Here is a 5,387-nt window from a genome sequence, read left to right as displayed (position 1 = left end):
GAGGTAAGTAAAGAATTCTTACAATTATTAGAGAAAAAAGCATCTAGCGGAGTAGATGTAAAATTGTCAGTAGACCGCATTGGCGGATATAAGCTTAAGAAAAAGATAATTAATCAATTAAAAGAAAAAGGCGTGAAGTTTACATTTAGTAAAAAACTTAAATTAAAAAACTTATTTTATTCTTTACATCAACGTAATCATAGACGCATTGTTACTATAGATGGGAAAGTTTCGTACATTGGTGGCTTCAATATCGGAAAGGAATATCTTGGGCAGGATCCTAAATTTGGTCCGTGGCGTGATTATCATGTACGCATCGAAGGGAATGGAGCTACTGATATGGAACGGAAGTTTGCGGAAGATTGGCAAGAAGATACGGGAGAGAAATTCCTTATACATCAAGAGTTACCGGTACAAGGAAATGTAAAATATCAATATATATTTTCGAATGGAAAAGGCTTATGGCGGAAGTACGGGGCACTATTAAAGAAGGCAAAACACTCCTTAATTATTGCTACACCATATTTTGTACCGAGTAAAGAAATGGTAAAAGGACTGAAAGATGCATTAAATCGTGGTGTCCGTGTGAAAATTCTCGTTCCCTTTAAAAGCGATGCCGTATTGTTAAAACAAGCTGCCTATCCTCATTTGAAAGATATGTTAGATGCTGGGGCGGAGATTTATCAATATCGAAACGGATTTTTTCATGGGAAAGTGACAATCATTGATGAGGAAATCGTCGATATTGGTACAGCGAATTTTGATAATAGAAGCTTTTATTTAAATAACGAATCAAACTGTGTCATATATGATAAGACAGTCGTTGCTGATGTCTGGAATCGACTAAAAGAAGACTTTCATAAGTCAAAACGATTTTCAGAAGAAGATTTTGAGAAAATTAGTCGCTGGGATTGGTTTCTAGGAAGAATAGCGAATGGTATCGCATCATATTTATAGTATATAGATGGAAAATAGGAAGGGAGGCGCTTTAATGGATTGTATGAAAGAATTGATGACATATAGTTACACACTTATATATAAAGTTGGAGAGTACACGGGCAAGGTTCGAGATGAAGAATTAAAGGACATTTTAAAGCATCATTTACCGTATATGTTACAAGCATATAATGAACAAGTAAATTTTCAAGAAGGAGAAAATGTACAGCATATAACTTGTAAACAAATGTGGCCGGAATTTACAGAAATGGATAGGGAAACAGATAATGAATATACAGGGGATATGGGGATTGCTATTTGTTATATTACACATTTGAAACGATTGGCATTAAAGTTTGCTCAAGTGGCAGTAGAAGTTGCGAACCCGGAGTTTCGTTCTTTTCTGGAAAATTGTTTTGTGAAAATGAATCGTTACGCATATAATGTTTGGCAATATGTTGTGAAGAAGGAATATAAGATTAAACATGTATATGAAAATGAAAAATTCGCGTGAAAAGCTAAGGTGGAATGAAAGGCGCCTTAGTTTTTTTATGTCTAATTAGAGGGGGGATTAAAGATTGGTTATGTTATCCGAAAATTTACAAAAGTTTACTGTATCTTTACTATTTTTAAATCTTTCCTTTAAAAATAAAGAGTAATATGGGATTGTACATATTCTATCAAAGGGAGGAAACGCAAATGAACAAATGGGTTAAGTCATTAACTGCTATGGCACTTGCAAGTTCTTTATTAATGGTAGGTTGTAGTAAAGATGAGGATAAAAAGAAAGAGGATGACACAACAACAAAGCAAGATGAAAAGAAAGATAAAGAAACAAGCGGAACAGACAAGTCTTCAGATTCGAAAGAAAAGAAATAAATGGATAATAGAGCTTCCTCACATATATGAGGGAGCTTTTTTGTTGCGTATTTGTAAGTTTTGCGGAAAAATAGAGAGAAAGAATTGAAAAGGAGAAAGTAAATGAAAGTATGTATATTAGGAGCGACAGGTAGAGTAGGGTCACACATTATGAAATTGGCATTACATGATTCATATGAAGTGACGGTATTAGTTCGTGATTTGAGTAAAGTAGAAATAGAGCATGAAAGGTTACATATTATAGAGGGAAATGTGTTAAACGGAAATGATATAAAGGAAGCGATTAAAGGATGTGATATTGTAATTAGTGCTCTTGGAACTGATCGGAATGGGACGTTAGAGAAGAGTTTACCGATTATTATAAAGCAAATGGAAGAAGAGGGCATAAAGAAAATTGTTACAATAGGAACTGCTGGTATTTTACAAGCGCGAACAAACCCAAGTATATATCGTTTCCAATCAAAAGAATCGAAAAGAAAAATGACAACAGCTGCGGAAGATCACTTAGCTGCTTATAAAGCACTACATAACAGTAATTTATGTTGGACTGTTGTTTGTCCGACGCATTTAATAGATGGTGATGTAACAGGTGTATATCGAACTGAAAAAGATATGTTGCCAACAGATGGATCGAAAATCACAGTTGGTGATACAGCTCATTTTGCATGGAGTTTACGTAATAAAAGCTTATACGAGAAAAGCCGAGTAGGTATTTCATATTAAAAAACCATCCCAAAATAGGGATGGCTAAAAAATGATATAGCATACAAAGATGATAATCATAATGATTTGGAGAATGGCTTTGGCTACTGTACTACTTAAAAAACCGACTACAGTTGCAATTCCGACTAAAAGGGCGTCTTTTGGCGCCTTTTTATGCATTAGTTCCGTAATAAATACAGATAAGAACGGTATGATAATAAGCCCGAATGGTGGGAAGAAGAACGATCCGACAATGATAGAAACCATACCAACACGTTCGCCCGATTTTGTACTTCCGTATTTTTTTAGGAAGTATCCATTTGCAATAAAGTCAGCAACGAAAATGAAGAGTGTAAAAATGACTTGAATAATCCAAAAAGATGTCGTTAACTCTCCGCCATTTATTCCAAAATGATAAATGAAATAGCCAGCCCATACGGCAAGGATGCCAGGAATAATGGGGTAAATAAAGGCAAGAAATGAAACAATGAAACAAGCAATGATACAAATTGTTAGTAAAACAGTCACTTTATAACTCCTTTGTAGTATCTAATTTATGTACAGCAATCTTTTTAATTTGATGCCCATCAAGTTCTAATGCTTTAAATTGAAAACCATCATATTCAACTGAATAGCCAGCCTCAATATTTAAATCAATTGATTGAGAGAGAAGCCAACCACCAATTGTATCTAAATCACTTTCATCGATATGTAGGCCAAACATATCATTTACTTCAGAAATGAGTACTTTCCCATCTAAAACAGTAAGCTTAGGAGTACGCTTTTCAATCATTGGTGATTCGTCTGCGTCAAATTCATCTTGAATTTCTCCGATAATTTCTTCAAGAATATCCTCCATCGTTAAAAGGCCAGCAGTTCCACCGTATTCATCCATAACAATCGCCATTTGTACGCGGTTCTTTTGGAGGTGTATTAACGTTTTACGAATGGGAACTGTTTCAAATACAGTTAAAACAGGATGTATGTAAGCATCAAGTGGTTTGTAAATGCCTTTTGTTTGATTATGAAAAATCTCTTTCGTATTTATCATTCCGATAATATCATCTTTATCCTTTTCAATAATAGGATAACGTGTATACTTTTCAGTTGCAACGATTTTCATATTTTCTTCTAACGTATTTTCAGTAGATAAACAAACCATTTCAGTTCTAGGTACCATAATTTCTTTAGCAACACGATCATCAAATTCAAAAATATTATTTACATATTTATATTCGGTTTGATTAATTTCGCCGCTTTTATAGCTTTCACCTAAAATGAGTCGTAGTTCTTCTTCGGAATGAGCAAGTTCATTTTCTTTTGCAGGTTCTAAACCTAATAATTTAGTGAAAAATACAGCTGAACTATTCAGTAACCAAATGAATGGATACATAATTTTATCAAACAAAATAAGCGGTTTTGCAAATTTTAATGTGATTGCTTCAGCTTTTTGGATTGCGAAAGACTTAGGAACTAACTCGCCTAATACAACATGGAAAAAAGTAATCACACTAAAAGCAATAATAAAGGATAGCGTGTTAGCCATTGTTCCAGTAATATTGATTCTTTCAAATAGTGGTCGCAATAAATGCTCTACAGTTGGTTCACCAAGCCAACCAAGTCCTAAAGATGTGATAGTAATACCGAGCTGACAAGCAGATAAATAAACATCTAAATTAGATAAGACGCTTCTTGCAGCTAATGCTTGTTTATTACCTTCATTAGCAAGCTGGTCAATTCGACTTTTTCGTACTTTTACGACAGCGAATTCTGAAGCAACGAAAAAACCAGAAATAAGGATAAGTATAAAGATGAGAAAAATATTTAATATGTCCAAGTGTGTTCTTTACTCCTACTTTGGAATAAAGATGTCACCTCCTGCAATTATGTTATACTTTTATAATAAATCCAAATGAAAAGATTAGTCAAAGAAAATGGGTAAATAATGGTAGGTTTTAATAGTAGTTTTTTAATTTGCTGTTATTTTGTCCTCTATATAATAGGAATAACCGTCTACTTTTAATTTAAGTAGACGGTTATTCTATGTTATGGTTTCGAAATACTTCTAGTTAAAGTATACGTGTTCTGTTTAGGGTAGTTTGTTGTCCATAAAGCTTGGAGAAACGATAAGATGCTATATGGAATATAAAGTAGTAATAAACCAATCGTGACAACTATAGGTGCGCTTCCGCCAAATTGGACGATAAATTGTAATAGTCCGTTTGTATGAAAAATACATTCCATAAAAACGAATGAAAGAATAATGGAACTCAAAATAGATTTATGATTAGAAGTAAGCGCAATAAATAACGTATCAACAAGGAAAGATGAATTTTTTATTTCGTATTCATTAGTAATATTTAAGAACGGTAGCCATTTTTTAATTGCTTGCATAACGATTATCATAGAAGTGCTACATACGATGATAAAAGAGGAGAAGAAAGGAAACTTTATGAATTTCGCGATATAGAGAAGTGATAATAGGACTAAACATTGTAATATCACAGTGCCAAAAGAATACGGTATCCAGCGAAATAAAGAACTACACTTTTTTAATGAGTTTGGTGCTTTTAAAAATAGATGGCCAATTCCTAGACTTATAAAGAAACCGATTACAAGAGTGAATGTGAAACGAACGATCGATAAAAAATATATTTCCCATATGTAGGGGAACAGTGGTGACGAATGGTTAGAGGTATGTATTATATTTTGTGTATGTATAAGCTGATTTGCTGAGAAAAGGATAGGTTCATGCATCCAATCAATTGTTGGAATTGAAATGGAAGAAGACTGCACTAAATTATGGAAAATGCTTACAAATCCAGTTAAGTAGGAATAATTATGTGTAATGAATAATGCTGGAAGAGGAC

Annotated in this window: 7 protein-coding genes; 4 read left to right on the top strand and 3 right to left on the bottom strand. The window is 33.5% G+C overall.

The window, feature by feature from the left end:
• The 4 genes from AB3X48_RS17125 to AB3X48_RS17110 form a co-directional block, all read left to right on the top strand.
• Window positions 1–957, top strand: a 957-nt coding sequence (locus AB3X48_RS17125) for a phospholipase D-like domain-containing protein (protein WP_367959756.1), incomplete at its 5' end; no start/stop codon positions are given.
• A 34-nt stretch (window positions 958–991) separates the two neighbouring features.
• Window positions 992–1,450: a spore coat protein gene (locus AB3X48_RS17120; protein ID WP_016104624.1), complete on the top strand. Its 459-nt coding sequence runs from the start codon at window positions 992–994 to the stop codon at window positions 1,448–1,450.
• A 185-nt stretch (window positions 1,451–1,635) separates the two neighbouring features.
• Window positions 1,636–1,815: a hypothetical protein gene (locus AB3X48_RS17115; RefSeq protein ID WP_002148549.1), complete on the top strand. Its 180-nt coding sequence runs from the start codon at window positions 1,636–1,638 to the stop codon at window positions 1,813–1,815.
• Between the two features lie 102 nt (window positions 1,816–1,917).
• Entirely contained in the window at window positions 1,918–2,538 is a 621-nt protein-coding gene (locus tag AB3X48_RS17110; RefSeq protein WP_016104625.1) for an NAD(P)-dependent oxidoreductase, read from the top strand.
• A 24-nt stretch (window positions 2,539–2,562) separates the two neighbouring features.
• Here AB3X48_RS17110 and AB3X48_RS17105 read toward each other — a convergent pair whose 3' ends face one another.
• The 3 genes from AB3X48_RS17105 to AB3X48_RS17095 form a co-directional block, all read right to left on the bottom strand.
• The gene (locus AB3X48_RS17105; RefSeq protein ID WP_000217328.1) at window positions 2,563–3,045 is read right to left on the bottom strand and encodes a DUF456 domain-containing protein; all 483 of its coding nucleotides are present in this window, start codon (window positions 3,043–3,045) and stop codon (window positions 2,563–2,565) included.
• A 1-nt stretch (window position 3,046) separates the two neighbouring features.
• Window positions 3,047–4,354, bottom strand: coding sequence for a hemolysin family protein (locus AB3X48_RS17100; protein WP_002200762.1), 1,308 nt, complete (start codon window positions 4,352–4,354; stop codon window positions 3,047–3,049).
• A 209-nt stretch (window positions 4,355–4,563) separates the two neighbouring features.
• On the bottom strand, window positions 4,564–5,387 hold an 824-nt coding region (locus AB3X48_RS17095; RefSeq protein WP_367959755.1), incomplete at its 5' end, for a hypothetical protein.

This window comes from Bacillus sp. S4, assembly GCF_040838205.1.
GTDB lineage: Bacteria > Bacillota > Bacilli > Bacillales > Bacillaceae_G > Bacillus_A > Bacillus_A cereus_U.
This window is presented reverse-complemented; position numbering and strand designations above follow the sequence as displayed.